Origin of the sequence: Chryseobacterium lactis (assembly GCF_003815875.1) — a bacterium.
GTDB lineage: Bacteria > Bacteroidota > Bacteroidia > Flavobacteriales > Weeksellaceae > Chryseobacterium > Chryseobacterium lactis.
Window position 1 is genome coordinate 16,687 of the sequence record NZ_CP033924.1, and the last position, 21,884, is coordinate 38,570.

Annotated in this window: 20 protein-coding genes; 4 read left to right on the forward strand and 16 right to left on the reverse strand. The window is 35.2% G+C overall.

Features of this window, described 5'->3' with window-relative positions:
• Positions 1-81: 81 nt before the first annotated feature.
• The 14 genes from EG342_RS00080 to EG342_RS00145 all read right to left on the reverse strand — a co-directional run bounded on the left by EG342_RS00080 (position 82) and on the right by EG342_RS00145 (position 13,186).
• Positions 82-1,182, reverse strand: a complete 1,101-nt coding sequence (locus EG342_RS00080; protein WP_103293897.1) for a DegT/DnrJ/EryC1/StrS family aminotransferase — start codon at positions 1,180-1,182, stop codon at positions 82-84.
• 59 nt (positions 1,183-1,241) lie between these two features.
• Complete coding sequence (locus EG342_RS00085; RefSeq protein WP_394338019.1) at positions 1,242-1,706, reverse strand: regulatory protein RecX; 465 nt, start codon at positions 1,704-1,706, stop codon at positions 1,242-1,244.
• Positions 1,707-1,757: 51 nt separating this feature from the next.
• Complete coding sequence (gene glyA / locus EG342_RS00090; protein ID WP_103293876.1) at positions 1,758-3,023, reverse strand: serine hydroxymethyltransferase; 1,266 nt, start codon at positions 3,021-3,023, stop codon at positions 1,758-1,760.
• Positions 3,024-3,142: 119 nt separating this feature from the next.
• On the reverse strand, positions 3,143-3,559 hold the full coding sequence (locus tag EG342_RS00095) for an arsenate reductase ArsC (RefSeq protein ID WP_103293877.1): 417 nt from the start codon (positions 3,557-3,559) through the stop codon (positions 3,143-3,145).
• Positions 3,560-3,572: 13 nt separating this feature from the next.
• The gene (locus tag EG342_RS00100) at positions 3,573-4,046 is read right to left on the reverse strand and encodes a DUF6428 family protein (protein WP_103293878.1); all 474 of its coding nucleotides are present in this window, start codon (positions 4,044-4,046) and stop codon (positions 3,573-3,575) included.
• A gap of 57 nt (positions 4,047-4,103) precedes the next feature.
• A complete protein-coding gene (locus EG342_RS00105) occupies positions 4,104-4,430 on the reverse strand; it encodes an ArsR/SmtB family transcription factor (protein ID WP_103293879.1) in 327 nt (108 codons plus the stop codon).
• Between the two features lie 89 nt (positions 4,431-4,519).
• Positions 4,520-5,425 (reverse strand): NAD(P)/FAD-dependent oxidoreductase, encoded by a 906-nt coding sequence (locus EG342_RS00110; RefSeq protein WP_103293880.1) that lies wholly within the window; start codon positions 5,423-5,425, stop codon positions 4,520-4,522.
• 124 nt (positions 5,426-5,549) lie between these two features.
• On the reverse strand, positions 5,550-6,302 hold the full coding sequence (gene blaCIM / locus EG342_RS00115) for a CIM family subclass B1 metallo-beta-lactamase (protein ID WP_103293881.1): 753 nt from the start codon (positions 6,300-6,302) through the stop codon (positions 5,550-5,552).
• Between the two features lie 68 nt (positions 6,303-6,370).
• A complete protein-coding gene (locus tag EG342_RS00120; RefSeq protein ID WP_103293882.1) occupies positions 6,371-7,894 on the reverse strand; it encodes a glycosyltransferase family 39 protein in 1,524 nt (507 codons plus the stop codon).
• Positions 7,895-8,034: 140 nt separating this feature from the next.
• Positions 8,035-9,246: an efflux RND transporter periplasmic adaptor subunit gene (locus tag EG342_RS00125; RefSeq protein ID WP_185126926.1), complete on the reverse strand. Its 1,212-nt coding sequence runs from the start codon at positions 9,244-9,246 to the stop codon at positions 8,035-8,037.
• A 102-nt stretch (positions 9,247-9,348) separates the two neighbouring features.
• Positions 9,349-10,620 carry an ABC transporter permease gene (locus EG342_RS00130; protein ID WP_103293884.1) on the reverse strand — a complete coding sequence of 424 codons (1,272 nt, stop codon included), beginning with the start codon at positions 10,618-10,620 and terminating at the stop codon, positions 9,349-9,351.
• 94 nt (positions 10,621-10,714) lie between these two features.
• Positions 10,715-11,944 carry an ABC transporter permease gene (locus EG342_RS00135; protein WP_103293885.1) on the reverse strand — a complete coding sequence of 410 codons (1,230 nt, stop codon included), beginning with the start codon at positions 11,942-11,944 and terminating at the stop codon, positions 10,715-10,717.
• Between the two features lie 120 nt (positions 11,945-12,064).
• Entirely contained in the window at positions 12,065-12,415 is a 351-nt protein-coding gene (locus EG342_RS00140; protein WP_103293886.1) for a four helix bundle protein, read from the reverse strand.
• Positions 12,416-12,496: 81 nt separating this feature from the next.
• On the reverse strand, positions 12,497-13,186 hold the full coding sequence (locus tag EG342_RS00145; RefSeq protein WP_103293887.1) for an ABC transporter ATP-binding protein: 690 nt from the start codon (positions 13,184-13,186) through the stop codon (positions 12,497-12,499).
• A 424-nt stretch (positions 13,187-13,610) separates the two neighbouring features.
• Here EG342_RS00145 and EG342_RS00150 point away from each other — a divergent pair, with 424 nt between their 5' ends.
• The 4 genes from EG342_RS00150 to EG342_RS00165 are packed head-to-tail and all read left to right on the forward strand — an operon-like array spanning position 13,611 to position 16,871.
• Positions 13,611-14,585, forward strand: a complete 975-nt coding sequence (locus EG342_RS00150; RefSeq protein WP_041461620.1) for a ribonucleotide-diphosphate reductase subunit beta — start codon at positions 13,611-13,613, stop codon at positions 14,583-14,585.
• Positions 14,586-14,602: 17 nt separating this feature from the next.
• Positions 14,603-14,851: a hypothetical protein gene (locus tag EG342_RS00155; RefSeq protein WP_103293888.1), complete on the forward strand. Its 249-nt coding sequence runs from the start codon at positions 14,603-14,605 to the stop codon at positions 14,849-14,851.
• 14 nt (positions 14,852-14,865) lie between these two features.
• Complete coding sequence (locus EG342_RS00160; protein ID WP_103293889.1) at positions 14,866-15,156, forward strand: hypothetical protein; 291 nt, start codon at positions 14,866-14,868, stop codon at positions 15,154-15,156.
• A gap of 56 nt (positions 15,157-15,212) precedes the next feature.
• Positions 15,213-16,871 carry a ribonucleoside-diphosphate reductase subunit alpha gene (locus EG342_RS00165; RefSeq protein WP_103293890.1) on the forward strand — a complete coding sequence of 553 codons (1,659 nt, stop codon included), beginning with the start codon at positions 15,213-15,215 and terminating at the stop codon, positions 16,869-16,871.
• A 176-nt stretch (positions 16,872-17,047) separates the two neighbouring features.
• On the opposite strand, the gene EG342_RS00170 is transcribed toward EG342_RS00165, so the two are convergent.
• A complete protein-coding gene (locus tag EG342_RS00170; RefSeq protein WP_103294394.1) occupies positions 17,048-18,268 on the reverse strand; it encodes an IS4 family transposase in 1,221 nt (406 codons plus the stop codon).
• Positions 18,269-18,569: 301 nt separating this feature from the next.
• A complete protein-coding gene (locus tag EG342_RS00175) occupies positions 18,570-21,755 on the reverse strand; it encodes a TonB-dependent receptor (RefSeq protein WP_103294021.1) in 3,186 nt (1,061 codons plus the stop codon).
• Positions 21,756-21,884 lie beyond the last annotated feature (129 nt).

A 21,884-nucleotide genomic window follows, 5' to 3' on the forward strand; every position in this document is an offset into this window, starting at 1 on the left:
ATTAATTTAAAATACTTATAAGCATTTCTGCAAAATTAAAATAAAATCCCATCTATGCTTTAGATTTTAAAAAAATATATTTTAACTTCTGAAACTGATCAGAATGTTCCTTATTTTATCCTTGTCACCATCAGTCAAATTTGTTCCCGACGGTAAACATAAACCCCTGTCAAAAATTATACCACAAACATTGCTTCCAAAAAATTTATATTTCTCAAAAAGTGGTTGCAGATGCATGGGTTTCCATAAATATCTGGTTTCTATATTATTCTCTGAAAAATTTCTTTTTAAATTTTCTTTTGTAATTTCAATATTATTTCCTTCAATGGTGATTGTATTCAACCAATAATTAGAAAAAAAATCTTTTCCGGGTTCTTCAAAAAGATTTATATTCTCCCAATTCTTAAAAATCTCTTTATAAAAATCGTGATTTTCTCGTCTTTTCGAAATCCTGCCTTTCAGGACTTCCATTTGTCCTCTTCCTATTCCCGCAGAAATATTACTCATTCTGTAATTATATCCAACTTCAGAATGACTGTAGTACTTTCTGTTTTCTTTTGCCTGTGTTGCAAGGTAAAGAGCTTCGTCTTTATACTTTTGATTTCTTGATACAAGGATTCCTCCCCCTGAAGTTGTAATGATTTTATTACCATTAAAACTAGTGACTGACAGATCACCAAAAGTACCACAAGGCTTATCTTTATAAGTACTCCCTAACGCTTCAGCACTATCTTCAATAATAGGAATTTCATAGCGCCTGGATATCTCCAGAATTTCATCTACCATGAAAGGCATCCCATATAATGAAACAGTAATGATTGCTTTTGGTTTTTTGCCTTGTTTCAAACAATATTTAATAGCGTCTTCCAATGCATTTGGACACAAATTCCATGTAGAAGTCTCGCTATCTACAAAAACAGGTATTGCTTTTTGGTAAAGAACAGGATTTGCAGAAGCTACAAAAGTAAATGACTGGCATATCACAAAATCATCTTCCTCAACATTCAGCAACCTTAGTGCAAGGTGTATTGCTGCCGTACCGGAAGATAGAGCTGTTACGAATGAATTATTCCCAAGATAATTTTCAAGCACGCTTTCAAATTCATTGATATTTGATCCATACTGGGAAATCCAGTTGGTATCAAAGGCATCCTGTATATATTTCAATTCGTTTCCTCCCATATGCGGAGGCGACAACCAGATTTTATTTTCTCCCAATCTTTTTTGTGTGGTGTTTATTTTTAGTCAAAAATATCATTTATTTTCTCATATTCAAAACCTCTGCTCATGAGATATTTTATGGTCTTGGATTTTTTCTGATATTCCTGCAGTCCTTTCTGCTTAGAAAAGTAATCTTCGTAAATTCTTGTGATGGTCTTCAGATAGTCATCTTCATGTATTTCATCAAAGCACATATTCATCAGTTTTTCAGAGATTTGCTTCTGTTTCAGATGCATTCTGATTTTGGTTTTCCCCCAATGTTTGATATAGAATTTTCCTCTGATATAGCTTCTGGTAAAGCGTTCTTCATTCAAAAAATTTTCTTTCAGAAGATATAAAATAATTTCTTCTTTTGCTTCATCAATGAGCAGAAACTCTCTCATTTTTTGTTCCACTTCTGCATGACACCGATCCTGGTAAACACAATAATTGACCAATTTCTGTTTAATCTCATCAAAAGTAAAAGACTTTTTCTCCATGTGTATAAAAAAAGAATGAGCAATCCGCTCATTCTTTATATTGTATAGTAATCTCTATTAGTAATTAAATAAAGCTTTACCTTCCATTAATTCGTTAACTTTCTTTCTTACAGAGGTAAGAACTTCCTCATTTTTAATATTACCTACTACTTCAGAAATTAATTCTGCAATCGTATCCATATCATTCTCTTTCAGTCCTCTTGTTGTAATAGCAGCTGTTCCTAATCTGATACCAGATGTTGTGAATGGTGATTTATCGTCGAAAGGAACCATATTTTTATTACAAGTAATGTCAGCAAGTACTAAAGCTTTCTCAGTTTCTTTACCGTTTACTCCTTTGTTTCTAAGATCTACCAGCATCAGGTGATTATCCGTTCCGCCACTTACAATATCAAATCCTCTTTCGATCATTGCTTTAGATAAGGCTTGAGCATTGGATCTCACCTGTTTTGCATATGTTTCGAACTGTCCATCCAAAGCTTCTGCAAATGCCACAGCTTTACCTGCAATCACATGCTCCAGCGGTCCTCCCTGAATTCCCGGGAATACAGCACCATCCAATACCTGGCTCATCATTTTGATTTCACCTTTTGGCGTTTTGTGACCATATGTATTTTCGAAATCTTTCCCCATCATAATCATTCCTCCTCTTGGACCTCTTAAAGTCTTATGAGTGGTAGTTGTTACAACGTGACAGTGTTCGAATGGAGAGTTTAATAATCCTTTGGCTACTAAACCGGCAGGGTGTGCAATATCTGCCCAAAGTGTAGCTCCGATTTCGTCAGCAATTTCTCTGTATTTTGCATAATCAAGATCTCTTGAGTAGGCAGAGAAACCTGCGATCATCATTTTTGGTCTTTCTCTTAAAGCAACTTCTCTCATCTGATTGTAGTCGATAAGACCTGTTTCTTTTTCTACACCATAAGAAACTACCTGATATTGAATTCCTGAAAAATTCACTGCAGAACCATGAGTAAGGTGTCCTCCCATAGAAAGGTCCATTCCCATAATTTTATCTCCAGGTTTCAAAACAGCAAGATAAATGGCAGCATTAGCCTGAGAACCGGAATGTGGCTGTACATTTACATAATCTACTCCGAAAAGTTCTTTTGCTCTGTTGATGGCTAAAGTTTCAACCTCATCTACAACTTCACATCCTCCGTAATATCTTTTTCCGGGATATCCTTCAGCATATTTATTTGTCAGTACACTTCCCATTGCTTTCATCACATTTTCAGAAACAAAATTTTCTGATGCAATAAGCTCTAATCCATGAGTTTGTCTTTCTCTTTCTTTTTCAATCAGGTCGAAAATAATATCCATTTTACTTTTAGTTTTTGAAATTTTTCACTCCAAATGTACGGATTTTTCGTCGAGATTTTGATATCAAAAAATATGATTTTAAACCTAAAAATTTGCAAAAGTTTCAAAAAACTGCACATTTATAAATTTCCTGCAATAAACAATTTGCAATAGTTTCTGATCTGTTCACGAACTTTTCTGAATTCTTCTCTAACTTCTACCTCTGTTCCTTGTGCTTTCGCCGGATCCGGAAAACTTTGATGAAATCTCTTTGATCTTGCCGGAAAATGCGGACAGCTTTCTTTTGCATGATCACAAACTGTTATTATAAAATCAAATTCTATCTGCTGGTATTCATCAATATTATTTGAAGTCTGGGCAGAAATATCTATTCCATCTTCAAACATCGTTTCCACAGCCTTGGGATTGAGCCCGTGAACTTCGATCCCAGCACTATAAACATCTGCTTTATCTCTGGCAAAATACTTTAGATAACCTTCTGCAATCTGACTTCTACAACTGTTTCCTGTACAAAGAACCAATATTTTTGTTTTCATATCTGGGTTTTTATTAACAACATCCTGATCCAGGACTACAGGAGTTCTTTTGACTACCAGTCAAATCTTTTAAATCCATTTTTTGCTTTTGCGGTGGAATTCCACAAGCATCAGCAGCTAGACATGCGGTCAACTTATTTTTAAGAACAAAGCTTTTACCGTTAAATTCCAAATCATATTTTCCAATAGTGGAATCCTGGTATTCTACTTCGATTTCAAAATCACCAATTCCCAGTTTCTCTTCTGATACCTGAATAATGTGTAAAAGTTTTCCAGGTTTTAAACGATGCTCAAAGTCATTGGCATCCCACAACTGAAAATTAACTTTTTCTTCTGTTCTGATTACTCCTCCACAATCAATAAAGGTTTTAGTACTCATTCCAATTTCCGTAACATGAAAATGCTCTGGAACCCAAGTTTCATTTTCCAACTGAAATTCAACATTCTCTAATTTCGGTAGTATTTTTTTTATTTCTGATAGATTCATTACTATATATTTTAATTGTTATAATGCAATATTACGATATACTGGTTGAAAAAAATTTTAACAGCAGTTCTGCTTTTTAACAGTTGTAATAACATTTGAAAAATAAAGGTTCAGATCCTCAAAAGCCTTTTCATCAATACAGTAGCATATTGAATTCCCTTCAACATTCCCTTTAATAAGACCAGCATTTTTCAACTCTTTTAAATGCTGGGAAACGGTAGGCTGTGCAAGAGGTAATTCATTAACGATATCACCACAAATGCATTCATTTACCTTTAGCAGATATTCAATAATCGCTATTCTGGCAGGATGCCCCAGAGCCTTTGCAATAAGTGCAATCCTATTTTGTCTATCTGTAAAAAAATCTGTTTTTGTCGCTCCCATAATTCAAAACTATATCGCAATATTACGATATTAATTATGTATTACAAAATTTCCATGAGATGTTTATTATAATTTTGTAGGACAAACTCCTAAAATTCTTCATCAACTAGCTCTTTATTAGCCATAGCTCCGGCAAAATTACCTTGTGCAACGGCATTTGCTACCGATCTCATCATTGTTACATTATCTCCACAGGCAAATACTCCGGGTACTGTTGTTTTGTGCATGAAATCAACCTTAATAAATCCCTGTTCTGTCATTTCACATCCCAATTCTCCGGAAGCATTGATGTTTTGTACAAAAGGAACTTTGGCATATAAGGCTTTTAAAGAAAGATTCTTTCCGTTTTTAAATATCACTTTCTGAATATATCCGTTTTCATGCTCAATACGTTCAATTTCACCTTCATTTATCTGGATCTTATTCTGACCTAATTTTTCAACTTGTTCATTACTTAAAGTAGACTTTCCGTTAGTGAGCAAAGTCAGGTCTTTTGTCATATTAAAAATAAGCTTTGAAAATTCAAATGCCATATCTCCATCAGCAAGAATTCCTGTCGTTTCATTTTTCACTTCGTATCCGTGACAGTACGGACAATGTAATACAGAAATTCCCCAACATTCTGCAAATCCTGGAATTTCAGGCATCATATCCTTTATTCCTGATGCCAAAATTAGCTTTTTAGCCTGAAAAATTTCGTTACCTGATACTTCTACTGCGAATCCGTTCTCATTTTTCTTCATTTTTAAAACAGTTCCATCATAAAATTTTACGGTGTTGTATTTTTTCACCTGTTCTTTTGCTTCCGCAGCAATTTCTTTTGGCGTTTTGCCGTCGTGGGTAATGAAATTATGTGAATGTGGAGTCTGCCTGTTACAAGGTTTCTCATTATCAATAATCAAAACATTTCTTAGAGACCTTCCTAAAGCCATGGCTGCAGATAATCCCGAATAACTTCCTCCTATAATAATGACATCAAAGTTTTTATTTTCCATTTTTTTGATTGGTAATTGAAAGGACAAAGGTAAAACAAAAAACAACTAACGCAACAAAATTGCATTAATTATTTTTTAAATAAAAAAGCCACTTCATCTATCAAGCAGCTTTATGTTTTCAGGATCATTCATCTTTAAAAAGATTAATGGTATAATCCAACAACTTTATTCCCCCGACGTCACCATGTCCGGGAATAACGATACGGACATCAGGATACTGTTTTTTTATCTTTTTCACTGTTCCGGACCATGCTTTCACATTTGCATCTCCAAGATAGCCTTTTGTTGCACCAATTTCTTTAATCAAACAACCTCCAAACATAACTTTTTCATCAGGAAAATAGGCTATAACATTATCTTTGGTATGCCCTTCTCCAAAATATTTAACAAAAACATTAGTCCGCCCTACCTTTAATGTCAGATCGTTATCAAAACTGTGCTGAGGAACATTTTCATTATTCTTTTTCGCTAATTCTATAGTTCTTGTGCTGGCGTAAGAGGAAATTTTATTTCTTTCAAATTCCTTCAGACCACCCAAACAATCACTGTGGAAATGGGTGGCTACTACGGCATTGATATTGACATGCAGGTTATTCTTAATCCAGCTAATTAATTCTGCTGAACTTTTATCATCGGAAGGCGTATCAAAAATTACTGCTTCACCGTCTTCTTTAACAATCATTCCGTTGCAGGGAACCCGGCCAAAAGAATCTGTATTTAAATATGAAATATGCTGATAGACATGATCCGACAGTTGGATAACAGAAAGGTTATCCGTCTTGTAGAGTACTTTTGGCACCTGAGCCGGCTTTTTAGTATTACAACTTACAAAGAATAACACTAAAGAAAGCAAAGACAGGATAGATAGGGACTTCATAAAAAATTCTTTAACAATCTAACTAAGTTAAAGATTCTTTCCTGACAGCACTCCTTTAAAAAAGTTAATTATCTGTTAATACGCCATTTAATCTCTTTGATTTCATCTTCAAGCCTGTTTCTTATATCAATCTTTGCTTCTTTAAAACCAAAAATAACCGTACCATTTTCTCTGGCAAATGGATTCGTAACAGAACCGACCAATAGAGATTTTTTAAAAAAAGCACCGGTCTTTTCAAGTTCATCTTCCGGACGGTCCTTCACTCGGATTAGGTTTTTATATTTTTTGCTTAAATCAAACCAATTGATATAGTCTGCATTAAATGAAACCGCCTTTATCCCAAGCTTGGAATAGTAATTAATGGCTCCTGCCTGGCCATAATTATCACACAGCACCAGAGTGTTTCCTGTCTTGGATAATCCGGAATATTCTTTGTCTACTTTTTGAGCCAATTCTTTCCAGCCCAGCATATCGGCAAAATCCTGATGAATAGGATGATCTTTACCATCTTCCCAGCGAAGCAGACCATATTTTTTATATTGATCCTGATGACTTACAATAAATTCAGGACTTTTGTTTGGAAACAGGAGGTTGTATTGAGGTATAAATAAAATAACAGGATGTAAAATACAGATCGGTTTCAGAAATCTCTTCCATCCTTTATCAAGAAGAACTCCCAGATAAGCGGCTCCAAAGGCAACATAAACGGGATAAAGTCCTATGGCATAATAATCTTTCGCCCTGAAATACATAAATAAAGCAATTGTCATCAAATATCCCCAAAAGAAAAAACGGTATTTTTTAAAAGAACTATCAAATAACAGAGCATATAATCCCGCAACAATAACAAAAGCCACTCCTATAAAAAACAAGGCCTGTGATTTTAAGAAGTCAAATCGGTTTACATTCACCAATTGCCTTTCTGAAAGCTCCTTCATGTGATGAACAACAGGAAAATGGTTATTATACTGCCAGATAAGATTGGGCAGAACAATAATCAAAGTTAAAAAAGCTGCTCCATAGACATGTTTATTGCTGAAAATCCGTCTCTGGTCACTGATCAAAAGTGCAGGAATAAATCCTAAGGCTAAAAAGGCAATATTGTATTTATTCAACACTCCGAATCCAAAGATAATCCCAGCCCAATACAGCCATTTTACCTTTTCAGTGTTAATATATTTAATTAGAATATAAAAGAATAAAGTCCATAAAAGTACTTCTAAAGAATTGGGTTGAAAAAGCGTATTTAACCGTAGAAGTATTGAAAAGAGAATCCCTAAAGAAGCTAAAACCTTGGCAAATAAACTTCCCTTCAATTCTTCTATAATTTTCCAGACAACAACCATTGTGAGTGCTCCAAATAAAGCAGGAAAAAACTTAACCCAAAAAACCGAGCCTCCTAAAATCCTGATGAGCCATGCGAACCATGAGGTTACCGGCGGAACGGACAAATATCCAAAGGCAAGATGATATCCCTGATCGAGATGTAGATATTCGTCACGCTGCAATTCATACTCCGGCGCAATTAACGAATATTGAAGAACAAACTTTGCAACGACAAAAAGAAAGAGAATCCAATAGTCTTTTTTCATGGTTGAGGATTTGAATTTAAAAATAAGACATTTTAAGGATCTTTTTTATTACATCTTTTTTCAGGACTGGTCATACGACAAAAAAATCCTGAAGAAAATTCTCCAGGATTCACAGTTTAAAAACTTATAGTGTTAGCTTATTATTTTTTCTTCGCTTTTTCTTTTAATTCTTCTTTGTCTTTATCTGAAGGGTTCCATACTTTCACTTCAGAATCTTTGGTAATATTTGATCCCGGAAGAACCTGAACATTAATACCATCACTGGCACCTAATTTCAGGTATACTTTTTTAAACTTTCCGTCTGTTTGTTTTACTTCTACAAAAGGAACATCTTTTCCTTGTTTCTTTTCGTACTGAACTAAAGATTCGTCAAGCAATAAAGCATTTTTCTGAGAGCTCAATACAATTTCTCCGTTGGCAGAGAAACCTGCTCTGATATATTCATTATTGGGATTATCTACGTTTCCTTCAACCGGGAATTTGATGGTTCCGGCGTTGTCTTTTCCTTTAGGAGCGATCATTGTCAATTTTCCCGGGAATGTTTTATTTTGCAATGCACCGATCACGATATTCATCTCCATACCCTGGCTTAATTTTCCGGCCTGTGCTTCGTCAATTTCTCCTTTGAAGATCAAAGAGTTTAAGTCTGCTACAGAACAGATGGTTGTTCCGGCGTTGAAGTTATTAGCTTCAATTACCTGACTTCCTAATTTTACAGGCACTTCAAGAACGGTTCCTGACGCTTTGGAACGAATTTGAGTTGTCGCCAACCCTTGTCCCTGAAGTTCAGGTGTAGCACCCGTTTTTGCGATTTGCAATCTTTTTTGTGCCGTATTTAATTGTTGTTGAGAATTTTTAAGAGTCTGCTGCTGAGTAAACAACTGCTGCTGAGAATTAAGATAATCCTGCTTGGAAACCACTCCTTGTTTGTAAAGCCTTTCCTGCATGTCGTATTGCTTCTGCATATTCCCGACATTCATCTGAGCATTGTTGATCTGAAGCTGCGCATTCTGAACTTCCTGTTGTGCGGCATTTACTTCAGAAAGACTTGGTACAATCTTTACGGTAGCAATCAACTGTCCTATTTCTACCTTATCGCCTTCTTTTACTAAAATTTTATCAATAATCCCGGTAATATTGGGTTTGATTTCAATTTCTTCTTTTGGAACAATTTTCCCGGTCGCCATTACTTTATCATCCATATTCTGGACGGATGGTTTACGGGTAAGGAAAGCTTCTCCTTCCTGCGAATTAGATTTGATTAGATAGCCAATCCCTGAGAACAATGCCACTGCAAATAAAAGCCCCAACACTATATAAATGGCTTTTTTCCAAGTGAATTTCTTTTTCATATGTATAGTTTATTTTTTATTTTAAGTTTGAAGGATTTAAAAATTAAAAGGATTGGATCATTTCAATTTTCAAACTTTCAAATTGTTTCATTTTCAAATTTATTATTCTGTTCTTAATGCTTCAATCGGTCTGATTTTTACGGCTCTTTGGGCGGGAATCATTCCGATGATCAACCCCAGAACAACCATTACCCCCATTGCAGCGAATACGTTTCCATAATTTACAGTCGGATTATAGAAAGGGAATGCATCCTGACCTTGCGTTACCGCATTTAAAATCATCAATACAAAAATTCCAAACATAAAACCGAGCAGTCCTGAGGAAAGGGTAATCACCACACTTTCTAATAAAATCTGATTTCTTACTTCAGAGGGTTTTGCTCCCAACGCTCTTCTGATTCCTATTTCTTTTGTCCTTTCTTTTACTGTAATCAACAGGATATTGGAAATGGCAATAACTCCTGCCAGAATCGTCAATGTCCCTACAATAATGGTTAGCAGCTGCATTCCGGTAAGGAAACCTGTTAATTTTTTAAATTCTTTTCCTAAATTGAAACTACCGAAAGCGTTGGTATCTTCAGGAGAAATTTTATTTTTAGATTTTAAGACTTCTTTTACGTCCTGCTCTACCGTTCCTACATTGGCATTAGGCTTACTCACAATAGCAAACATGTCAATCTGCTCACCGGCATTGTACATTTTCGTGTAGGTAGACAATGGGATAAATGCGGTTTGATCATTTTCAAATCCACCACCCTTTTTCACCCTGAAAACTCCGATTACATTAAAGAAAATACCTTTGATATTAATGGATTTTCCAATAGGGTCCTCTTTTTTCTTGGAATCAAAAAAGTTCTTGTAAATTTCTTCTCCGATGACTACTACATTTTTATTTCCTGAAACATCCGCATCATTGATATATCGGCCGAAAATAAGTTTCTTTTCTGAAATTTTATTTCCTACAGCATAGTCCCCGGTAAGAGAGTAAGTCCCGTTTTTACCATTTCTGGACATAGATTCCCCGGGTGTTCCTGTAAAACTACCTCTTGCATTTTGCGGTGATATATAATCTATAGCGGTTACTTTTCTTTTCAGCATTTCCATATCAGATAATTGCAAATGCACTTCTCTTCCTTTAGGAAAACCCTCATAAGGAATAGATGTCTTCTGTGCCCACAGAAAGATCGAATTGGTAGCAAACCCTGAAAATAGTTTATCAAAACCGTTTTCCATTCCTTTTGCTGCTCCCAGAAGGCTTACATACAAAAACATTCCCCATCCTACACCAATCATGGTAAGAAATGTTCGAAGCTTATTATTCCTCAATGAATAATAAATCTCCTGCCAAGTATCTTTTTTAAATATGATATTCACCTTTCTGAATTATAAATTATTACTAGTTGTAAAGGCGTAAATAAGCAAAACTGCTGTCATTACTACATTTTCAAATTATCTTATTTTCAAATTATTATTCTGTTCTCAATGCTTCTATCGGCTTAATTTTCGAAGCTCTGTATGCGGGAATAAATCCTGCAATCAGTCCTGAGAAGATCAATGCTATAAAAGCCATTAGGATTGATCCCCATCCCACACTAGGATTTTTAATAAAAAACTCTTCAAGACTATCTCCGATAAGATTTAATGTTAAAACTCCGATTCCAACCCCTACAAGTCCTGAAACAACGGTAATCACAACACTTTCCTGAACAATCAGAGCCACAATTCCTCTCGGTTTGGCACCTATTGCCTTTCTTACTCCGATCTCTTTAGTTCTTTCTTTTACGATATACACCATAATATTACTGATCCCGATAATGCCTGCCAATAAGGTTCCCAATCCAATGAACCCTACGATTGCGGTAAGAACTGCCATAAAAGTGAAGGTGTCATTCATATTTTTGGCATTATTCCAGACACGAACTCCATTTTCGTCATCAGGAGAAACATTTTTTCTTGCTTTTAATTTATTTTTCAGTTCATCACCATACTTGATGGCCTGATCCGGGGTCAGTTTATCATTATAGGTAATATAGGCTATATTTACTGTATCGGATCCTTTTTTCATCTGCTGTAAAGTCGTAATAGGAACAGTAATATGCCTTTCATCTCTATCTCCTCCGTCATCTGAAAAAACGCCGATAACTTTATACATTGTTCCGTTAATATCCAGCTCTTTTCCTATCGGGCTTCCATTTTTGATCAAATCCCGCTGAACCATTCTTCCAATAACAGCAACGTTTAATTTTCTTTCCAAATCCATGGCTGACAAATAGCGGCCATCAATAACTTTTCTATTTTCAATAACCTGCTCCCCAGGCTCAGCTCCATTAATCTGATAAAGACCACTCTCTTTTCCATATTTCACCATTAAACTGGCACTGTATCTGGGACTGGAAGGCCCTGCTTTTTGCTTATCTGTATTAATTAAAAAGTCATAGTCTGAGTTATTCATTGTAATATTTCGATCAGACTGCAAACCTTTATAAGCCAGGTTGGCCTTTCCTGTAGAAAAAATAATCAGGTTTTTGGCATCTCCCGCAAATCCTTCAGAGAATGCATTTTGCAGCCCTTTTCCGATTCCGAAAAGCACGATAAAAATAAACAATCCCAAAGCTACCGTAAACCCCGAAAGTACCGTCCGAAGCACATTACTACGGATAGAACTGAATATTTCCTGCCAACGATCTAGGTCAAACATATTTTTTATTTTTTACTTAGTAAAAAAGTCAATGAGCTAAGCTCACAATTTTCTTCGAAGTCAATTAACGTTGTTGTCAATTTTCATTTTGAAAGAAATAACCATTGACATTTCCACTTTTTATTTCAACATTTTACTTAATAAAATAAATGTCGTTTTTATTAAATTTTCAATTTTTCTCAATTCTTCTATTTTGATATAATTACACTCTATTACTATATCAAAGCAAGAATCTAACTCAATCACTGAACCTCTTGCAATTTCAAAATATCTTTTTCTTTCCAGTTCCGATTTTCTGGAACAACCTTCAGTAATATTTAAGACAACTGAAGTGGAAGCTCTCCGTATTTGATCAATTATATTAAATCTTTCAGTGTCCGGAATTTCTGATAAAGTTTTATAACATTCAATTCTCAACTGTCTGGCTGATTTATAAACATCAAGTTTATAATGATTCAGATTTAAAAACATTTTTATTTTTTTTCAAATTCATTTGTGTTGTTTTCCATCAAATTCACTTGCGAAGCAAAATTGACTATTCACGATTGACTTTTAAAGTACAATCTGCTTGATAAACTCATCACTTTCGATGATTCCGTCTTTCAGCACCACATTTCTTTTGGTTTGTGCAGCCACATCAGGTTCGTGAGTTACGACGATAATTGTTTTTCCTTCATTATTAATATCCTGAAGAAGTTTCATAATATCGTGAGTCGTTTTTGAATCCAAAGCTCCGGTAGGTTCATCTGCCAGTACTACTTTAGGATTGGTAATCAAAGCCCTGGCAATAGCGACTCTTTGCTTTTGTCCTCCGGAAAGTTCACTTGGGAGATGGTTTGCCCATTGTGCAAGACTCACTTTTTCAAGGTATTCCATCGCTTTTTGATTACGTTCTTTTCTCGGTACATTTTGGTAATATAGAGGAAGTGCTACATTTTCCAGAGCGGTTTTATAATTGATAAGGTTAAAGGATTGAAAAATAAATCCCAAAAATTTACTTCTGTATTCCGCTGCTTTTACTTCAGACAAGTGCTCAATAGGAACTCCATCCAATTCATAGGTTCCTGAGTCTTTTTCATCCAGAATACCAATAATATTAAGAAGAGTAGATTTTCCGGAACCGGAACTTCCCATGATAGAAACAAACTCGCCTTCTGAAATATTCAGATTAATCCCTTTAAGAACATGGAGCTTGCTTTTTCCTGTATCGTATGATTTATGTAAATCCTGAATTACTAACATTAAGTGATGTATGTTTTATACCCAATAAGTAGATGATATTTTCAAATTGTTACAAGAATAAAAATTTATTCAAATATTTTTTTGTTTAATATACTAACCCTTTATTTAAAGTAGTTTATATAAAATTGTTTAACTGTAACTAAAGTTTTCCATCTATTTACCCTCTGTAATGCTGTTCAGGCTATTATTCGAGCCTGTTTCATGTAAATGTGGAAAACTTTTACAGCTAAAAGTCAGCCTATTAGTATTTACCTCTTTCAAAATCAGTTCTTTTTTTCGAACTTTGTATTTAGATTTTGATCAGAAACACAAACTTACCATGTGAATAAATCATATTCACAACCATCACAAAAACAAAAAGTTAGAAACTTTCTGAACGTTATCCACAGAGATCTGAATTATTTAATTATAAAGATATTTTAATATGGGAATTTTTGATAAAAGAGTAAGCTATAAGCCATTTGAATACCCGGAGGTGCTTCAATTTGTAGAGGCTATCAACAAATCGTTCTGGGTACATTCGGAAGTGGACTTTACTGCAGATGTTCAGGATTTTCATTCGCAGTTGGAACCACATGAGAAGCACGCTGTGAAAAATGCGCTATTAGCCATTGCACAGATCGAGGTGTCTGTAAAGACATTCTGGGGGAATTTATATAACCACCTTCCAAAACCGGAATTTAATGGATTAGGATCTACTTTTGCAGAATGCGAGTTCCGCCACTCTGAAGCATATTCCCGTTTATTAGAGGTACTAGGATATAATGATGAATTCCTTAACGTTATTGAAATTCCTGCTGTAAAAGGAAGAATTGAATTCCTTGGAAATGCTTTAAAACATGCGAACTCTGCTACTCCTAAAGAGTATGTATCTGCTTTATTGTTATTCAGTATTTTAGTAGAAAACGTTTCTCTTTTCTCTCAATTTGCCATTATCCTTTCTTTCACTAGATTTAAAGGATTCATGAAAAATGTTTCCAATATCATCGCATGGACTTCTGTAGATGAGCAAATTCACGCTAATGCAGGAATTTATCTGATCAACAAAATCCGTGAAGAGCAACCTGACCTTTTAACAGACAGCGATATTGAAGACATCTATACTTTGGTAGACGAATCAATCGCAAGAGAAGGTGATATCCTAAGCTGGATTTTTGAACTGGGTGAAATCGACAACGTATCTAAAGAAGATTTATTAAACTTCATGAAATACCGTGTTGACGACAGTTTAAAGAAAATCAACATGAAGACAAGATACAACATCACCCCTGAACAATACAGACCAATGGTATGGTTCGAGGAAGAAGTTTTCGCGAATTCATTAGATGATTTCTTTGCAAAAAGACCTGTAGATTACACGAAACACGATAAAAGTATTACAGCGAACGATTTGTTTTAAATTAAAAATTTATTACTATGGCAAAAAACACAAAACAATCATCTGAAGAAGTTGCACATTTGGCTTCTACAGTATTAACAGATCATAATAGCTCAGCTACAGCAAAAAAATTAGCTGGTTCAGTTTTATCACAAACCAATTCTGATAACCAAACAGGTAAAGAAATGGAAACTTTAGCCTCTAGTGTTCTCCAAAGTTCAAAATATAGTGAACAAACTAAAACACTAGCTGCCTCAGTATTGTCTCAATCCAACAAAAAACGATAATACTTTAAAAAATAATGATCAATGTAATTGTAACCTATACGGTAAAACCTGAATTTGTTCCAGCCAATAAAGCGAATATTCAAAAGTTTTTGAATGACTTTAAAAACTTAGATCAATCCACTTTTGAATATAAAGTATATGCCAAAGAAGATGGCGTTACATTTTTACATTATTCAAACTACATCAATGAAGAAGTTCAGCATGAAGTTTTGAACGTACCATCTTTTAAGGAGTTTCAACGATTAAGAGATGAAAGTGGGTTAAACGATTCCCACAAAGTAGAATTTTTACAATCAATAATATAAAAAATACAAAATTCCGGAGTGATAATCTCATTCCGGAATTCGAAAATATAACATCTATGGAAGAGCAAAATTCAAATATATGGTGGCTCAATGAAGAGTCTGAGCAAATGCTTAACAGAGGATATCTGTTGAAAGGTGAAACGGTAGACGGAGCTATCGACAGAATTACCACTGCAGCAGCAAAAAGGTTATACAAACCTGAGCTTCAGGCGGCTTTCAAAGAAATGATTACAAAAGGATGGATCAGCTTCTCATCGCCGGTATGGGCGAATATGGGAACACAAAGAGGTCTTCCTATCTCATGTTTCAACGCACACATTCCGGACAGCATTGAAGGAATCACTCATAAAATGGGTGAGGTTATCATGCAGACCAAAATTGGTGGAGGAACTTCAGGTTATTTCGGAGAATTGAGAAACAGAGGTACTGCTGTAACCGATAACGGAAAATCTTCAGGAGCCGTTTCATTCATGAAGCTTTTTGATACAGCTATGGATGTTGTTTCTCAGGGAGGCGTGAGAAGAGGTGCTTTTGCTGCTTACTTAGATATTGACCACGGAGATATTGAAGAATTTTTATCCATTAAAGATATTGGTAGCCCAATTCAGAACCTGTTTACCGGAGTATGTGTTCCAGATTACTGGATGCAGGATATGATTGATGGTGACATGGAAAAACGTAAAGTTTGGGCAAGAGTACTGGAAAGCCGTCAGCAAAAAGGTCTTCCCTATATTTTCTTTACAGATAACGTTAACAGAAATAAGCCACAGGTATATAAAGATTTAGGAATGACGGTTAATGCAAGTAACCTTTGTTCTGAAATCATGCTTCCATCTACTATGGACGAATCTTTCATCTGCTGTCTTTCGTCTATGAACCTTGAGTTGTATGACGAGTGGAAAGATACTGATGCTGTAAAACTGGCTGTGTACTTCCTGGATGCCGTTTTATCTGAATTTATTGATAAAACTGAAGGAAACTACTACCTACAGGGAGCAAGAAACTTCGCAATGCGTCACAGAGCTCTTGGATTAGGAGTTTTAGGATACCATTCATATTTACAGAAAAATATGATTCCTTTTGAAAGTTTTGAAGCTACGCAATTCAATGCAAGAGCATTCAGACACATTAAGGAACAAGCTGAACAAGCTTCAAGAGAGCTTGCCAACATCTACGGAGAGCCTGAAGTATTGAAAGGATATGGTTTGAGAAATACCACTACAATGGCTATTGCTCCTACGACTTCAAGTTCTGCTATTTTAGGACAAACTTCTCCTGGAATTGAGCCGTTCTCTTCCAACTATTATAAAGCAGGTCTTGCGAAAGGAAACTTTATGCGTAAGAACAAATACCTTGCAAAATTATTAGAAGAAAAAGGATTGGATAACGAAGAAACATGGAGAACGATTATGTTGAACCATGGTTCTGTACAACACTTGTCTGAATTAACAGACGAAGAAAAAGCAGTATTCAAAACATTCAAAGAAATTTCTCCGATGGAGATCATTTCTCAGGCTGCACAAAGACAGCAATATATTGACCAGGCACAATCACTGAATCTTCAGATTCCTTCTACAATGCCTGTAAAAGATGTTAACTATCTTTATATTGAAGCCTGGAAAAAAGGAGTAAAAACATTGTACTACCAAAGAAGTTCTTCTGTTTCAAAAGAAATGATGGTGAACTTTGTGTCATGCTCAAGCTGTGAAGCTTAGACTCAAGTAATAAACACGCTATATTAGAAAGGCACGCCGAAAGGTGTGCTTTTTTTATTTAAAACGGTGAATGGTTTATGTAAAAACAGGTTTTGGCTAAAGCCATTTGAATTTATTATTTAATTTAAACGGGCTAAAGCCTAGTGGTGGTCGGAAGAATGTCCGACCATTTTATTTTAAGTTTTAAAGACTTTATCAGGATTTCCACCTGCCCCTATTATTAATATGGATATGGCAAGGTTTCTTATCTCCATAGCAAATCTTCTTTTGGCTGTTTTATATCCTATATTATTTGCTTTTTTATAGATCAGTATAAGCATAGCTGTAATAAGAGTCATGTAAATCATTACTTCTATACCATTTTTATTGAGTGAAAGAAGATGACTTGCATGAAGTTCCTGTTTTAGAAATCTAAAAAAAACTTCAATATCCCATCTTTTTCGATAATAATTCGCAATATCTTTTGCAGAGATTTGAAAGTCATTGGTCAGAAACCAAAATTCTTTTTCAGGTTGCTGTTTGCTGCTTACTACAACCAATCTGAAATGTGTTTCAATTTGTTCCTCTTTATTATAAGTTTTCCCTTTTTGAGTTGGGACAGGTTTTGACGAATATAGCTTTACTAAACTGTCTTTTATCAGTACAATTTCTCCTAAGTCGATATTCTGATCTTTTTCAATAAAAGACTTTATTTCTTCATGTTTTCTATTTTCTTTAGATCTTATAACAAAAAACACCCCTTTATCATCAAATTCTTTCATTCTTTGGGCAGAACCCAATCCTTTATCTATAATATAAATATTGGCATGTTCTTTTTCTCTTTTCACATGTTGCAATACAGCTTCAGAAAGAGCATTATCTTCTGCACAGTATTTGGGAGTATTGTAAATTTCAACTCCGCAAGGAAGTAGTCCATCAAATAAGACACTGTACTTAATAAATTTCTTACCTCCGTTTTGAGCAATGCCTTCTTTTAATTTTCCAGCGGCTTCACCAATAACAGTGCTATCTGTTCTTATTAAATCATATTTTTCTCTTTCTGCCGGGTTATAGGAATCACAGAACATATTATAAATACAATCGTAGATTTCTTTAAAGTATCCTGAATCGATTTTCGAAAGCCTCTCAGAAATAGAACTGCGTCTGACAGTTTCAGTTTCATCAAGATTGAATAAAGCCTTAAATACAGGATCTTTAAATGTGTCTTCCAGTGTTCGCTGGCTTAATTTTTCACTGCTGGTAATGGCAAATAATAGAAGATAAAACATCTTTCTGCCTTGAAGAACTTTAGAATAATGATCTACTTTAGTATTGGCTGAAAGATGGGATAAAAGGGCTTCAGGAATAAAGCTTAACAACTGGGAAACTGAAATTTTGTGTTCGTTGAAAATGGACATATTAATAAGTATACTTATCAAAGATAAAACTTAAGTAACCAAAAATGAAAATCGGAAGAAAAAATCTTCCGACCACCACTAGGCTTTAGCCCGTTGCTATTCATTATTTTAAAACCGTCGATTTTCATTGGTTAAAAGAGATTATTTCATGTAGAATCTCATCAATTTCTTATTTACTCATATTTATTATATCAACATAGCCATCATTGATCTCTCATCATCTATCAATTATAAAAAAAGGCCCGGAAAGAAAATCCGAACCTTTGAAAAAGAATTGTATTGAAGTAAAATAAAATCGTTATTAAAAATTGTATCGGACTCCCAGTTGTGCCTGGAATCTCGATGCAAACTGGTCGATAGTGTAAGGTAATCCCGGTGTTTTAAAATTATACGTCGGATCTCCTGCTGAAGGCTGGCCTGCAGCTACATTCCCTACTTTTGTCAATCCTACACTCGCTGTAGAGTTGAAGGTATTCGGTACAAAATATACCTTCCCCCAATCTTTGTTTAATAAATTCGTAAAGTTGATGATGCTTAATGAAATCTGCAATGTGTTTTTGGATTTTTCACTCAATTTGATTTCATCCATAATTCTGATATCAGCCTGAATATTCCAAGGAGTAACATCACCGTTTCTTTCAGTGAACTTTCCTCTTCTGGACTTTAAATAATCATTATTGTTCACAAAATTCTCATAATCTGCAATCTGCTGTTGCGCAGTTACCAAAACATTTCCTGCTCCATCTTTGATCGGAACAATATATTTAGCAGCTTCACCAGCATCTTTAAAGATATAAGAAAGACCTGCTGCCTGCCCCGTATTGGCAATTGTGCTATTTACAAATCCCCAGCTGAAAGGATTTCCGGATTGTGCATTAAAGTACAAATTGGTATATAATCTGTTTGATTTAGAAATATTAAATGCATATCCAAGATTGGCCACTACTCTATTTTTGATGGCAAAGTTTGAAGTTGTCAACTTCGGGTCATTCGGAGTTAAAGATTGGTTCATCTGCCAGTTACTTTCCATAGAGTTTCTGATTCCGTTGGTAATATCTTTAGCATCTCCATAAGTGTAAGCAACAAAGAAATTAAATCCGAAATTGTATGATTTTGAAAGTTGCGCCGTCAGATTGTAACGGTACCCTTCTTTAGTATTGGAAAGAAGATAAGCATTAGAGAAATTGCTGTTGATATTGGTCGTATAGATTGGCATCTCATGATTCACATCATAACTGTAATACGTCACATTATCTGTTTTATTCACCTGCTGGAACTTCAGGTCATAAAGCACTTTAGTATAAATTCCTTCTAAAGTAAGTTTATATCCTTTTAACGTATAATCAAAAGCCAGGGAGCTTCTCCAGACTCTTGGCATTTTAAAATTATTATCAATAAGATCCACCTGTACCTTCGAAGAATTCTGCCATTTCGGGAAATTGGAACCAATCAAAGGATCTCCGTTGGTAGCAAGCTGAGTAGCAGTTGGTCCGTTATAATCATAGCTTCCAAATCCTACTCCGTCATTATAGTAAGCATACCCTAACCATGCAAATGGAATTCTTCCGACAAAAATCCCGGAACCTCCTCTTAATACCATAGATCGATCTTCTGTAACATCGATTGTAAACCCTAATCTTGGAGATAATGTAGGTTTATTAAGATAAGTATTGGTAAGCTGACTTAGCGGAGTATAGGTATAGGTATTTCCAAAATTAGGATCCTGAGGTGAATTATTAACCAATGGACTTAACTGTGGTTTATTAGGTAAATCGGTGTAATCTACTCTTACTCCCGGAGATAATCTTACTCTTCCCCAGTTGATCTCATCCTGCAAATACAATGAAAGAAGATTTACTTTGTACTGAGCATAAGGATTGTCAAAAAGTGTTTGTCTGCTATCTCCTCCAAAAGGATAGGTTCCTCGTATTCTGGCCGGAGTACCTGCATAGAAATCATTTAAAGATTTATAGGAGATTCTTCCATTTAAAGCATTAACGAAACCATAATTGATATTGTAAAACTCATTGTGAGTTCCTAACAAGAAGGTATGATTTCCTGTTTTGTAGGTAAGGTTATCTGTGATTTCCAAGGTCTTCTGTTTCATGTTGAAAACAGTTGCCTCCCTATCATTACCCAATAGGATAGTTCCTCCGTTATAACTGATTTCCACTTGTGGAAACATCGCGTTTCCAGAAGTTGGATCCCTGTAATCATGAATAGAAGAATATCCTGCTACGAAATTGTTACTCCATTTATCATTAAAACGGCTCTTCAACTCAAGAGTTGTTGTAGACGCCGTATTTTTCTGAACGAAATCCATACTGGAGAATCTGAAATTGGCACCATCTCTTTCAAGGTTGGATGCCTGAGAAAACACGGTATTATTCTTAATGGATAATGTGTGTTTATCATTGATCTTCCAATCCAGTTTATTGAAAAGCTTGGAGCTTTCCGAAAAGTTATTGTATTGGTTGAAACTTCCTACGTTGAAGCCATATTTATTTCGGACAAAGTCTGAAATCTGCTGTGCCACCGCATCGTTTACCAAAGCGTTAGGATCATTGGCATTATAAAATACAGGATCTGTTCTTTTCGTATATTCTAAATTGGTAAACAAAAACACCTTATCTTTCACGATCGGTAGTCCTACTCGCCCACCATAGATAAAATCAGAAAAATCTTTCGGCATTTTCGAATTATCTCCTACTCTGTTATTACCGGTAATAGAGGCATTTCTTCCATATACATATAACGATCCTGTTACATCATTACTTCCACTTCGGGTTACCGCGTTGATACTTCCGCCAAGGAAATTTCCAAGTTTCACATCATAAGGTGCAATATACACTTGTACATCCTGAATAGCATCCAAACTTATGGAATTGGAACGGGTACTACTTCCAGGCATCCCTGAAGTTCCTGTCTGACCTCCCAACGAAGGGCTGAAACCAATCGCATCATTATTAATGGATCCGTCAATAGTAACGTTGTTATAACGGAAATTCGTTCCGTTAAAAGAATTATTAGCACTCTGAGGAACCAGTTTGGTAACATCCTGAATTCCCCTGTTAATATTGGGAAGTCCGGATATTTGCGCCTGGCTGATCCCGACACCATATTTTACGGCAGTCTTTTTAGAAGTAATCTTTACTTCATCAATTGTCTTTTCTTTGCTGCCGACTTCCACCACAGGCAAATCATTATTTCCTAAGGAAAGCTGTACGTTGGTATTCTGATAAATAACCTGAGAACCATCCAGAACTTCAATGGTATAAGGCCCTCCCGGCTGAAGGTTATCAAGGCTAAACTGTCCTTTGTTATTGCTTTTGGTTTCAAAGGTACTGTTGGTAGGAACGTGTATTACCTTTACAGTCACTTCGGAAGAAATCCCCTTTAGTCTTCCAAAAATTTTAGAGCTGGTTTCCTGTGAAAATGCAAACCCAAATGATAATAAAGCAAAAGCACAGATTATTTTTTTCTTCATAATTTTATTGCTACAAAACTTGGCGTAAAATTAGAGGTAGGAATTATGAAGTATGGTAACATAAAATTAACATTGTGTGACATAATGTTTAATATTTCCTTAAAAAAAACTTAATAGAAGTGATAGAGC